The 843-nt window shown below is 43.7% G+C and carries 2 protein-coding genes and 1 pseudogene; all 3 read left to right on the forward strand.

Translation table 11 applies throughout. The annotated features are described in order from the left end of the window. Positions 1–352, forward strand: a 352-nt coding sequence (rplE, locus tag A3729_RS08980) for a 50S ribosomal protein L5 (protein WP_068633701.1), incomplete at its 5' end; no start/stop codon positions are given. Between the two features lie 12 nt (positions 353–364). Further along, entirely contained in the window at positions 365–670 is a 306-nt protein-coding gene (gene rpsN / locus A3729_RS08985) for a 30S ribosomal protein S14 (RefSeq protein WP_068508540.1), read from the forward strand. 101 nt (positions 671–771) lie between these two features. Further along, positions 772–843 (forward strand): annotated as a pseudogene (gene rpsH / locus A3729_RS31465) (30S ribosomal protein S8); the annotation flags it as partial.

The following is an 843-nucleotide window of genomic DNA, read 5'->3' on the forward strand; positions in this document are numbered from 1 at the left end:
AAAGCCAGTGACTACAAAAGCTCGTAAGTCAGTAGCTGGCTTTAAAGTTCGTGAAGGTTATCCGATCGGCTGTAAAGTTACTTTACGTGGCGAGCGTATGTGGGAATTTTTCGAGCGTTTAGTTGGTATCGCTATTCCGCGTATCCGCGACTTCCGAGGTCTAAACTCGAAGTCATTTGACGGACGTGGTAATTATTCAATGGGTGTTAAAGAGCAAATCATATTCCCAGAGATTGATTACGACAAAGTCGATAAGATTCGTGGTCTAGACATTACTATTACTACATCTGCTGCAACGGATGATGAGGGTCGAGCTTTGCTTCGCGCTTTCAACTTCCCGTTCAAAAAATAAGGGTAAGAAGCAATGGCTAAGATCTCAATGAAGCAGCGCGAACTAAAGCGCGAAAAAACAGTAGCCAAGTATGCTGAGAAGCGTGCGGAGCTAAAAGCAATTATCTCTAACCAAAATACTTCTGATGAAGATCGTTGGGAAGCTCAGAAACAATTGCAAAAGCTACCGCGTAACGCTAGTCCAAGCAGACTTAGAAATCGCTGTCAAGTGACAGGTCGACCACATGGCGTATACCGCAAGTTCAAACTTTCACGAATTAAATTGCGTGAACAGGGAATGAGTGGTAATGTGCCCGGCCTGAAAAAAGCAAGCTGGTAATACCAGTAAAGAAACGTTGGTAAGTACCATAACAAGCTGGTGGGGTTTCCTTCCGGCTTGTTTTTGATACTGCACAACTAAAAAGACTAGGAGTTCATACGATGAGTATGCAAGATACGCTTGCGGATATGTTCACACGTATTCGTAATGCACAGATGGCTGAGAAGCAATCT

This window comes from Oleiphilus sp. HI0043, assembly GCF_001634935.1.

Excerpts from the sequence above, each read along its gene's own strand:
- rpsN (WP_068508540.1), top strand. The coding sequence starts at position 365 with ATGGCTAAGATCTCAATGAAGCAGCGCGAACTAAAGCGCGAAAAAACA.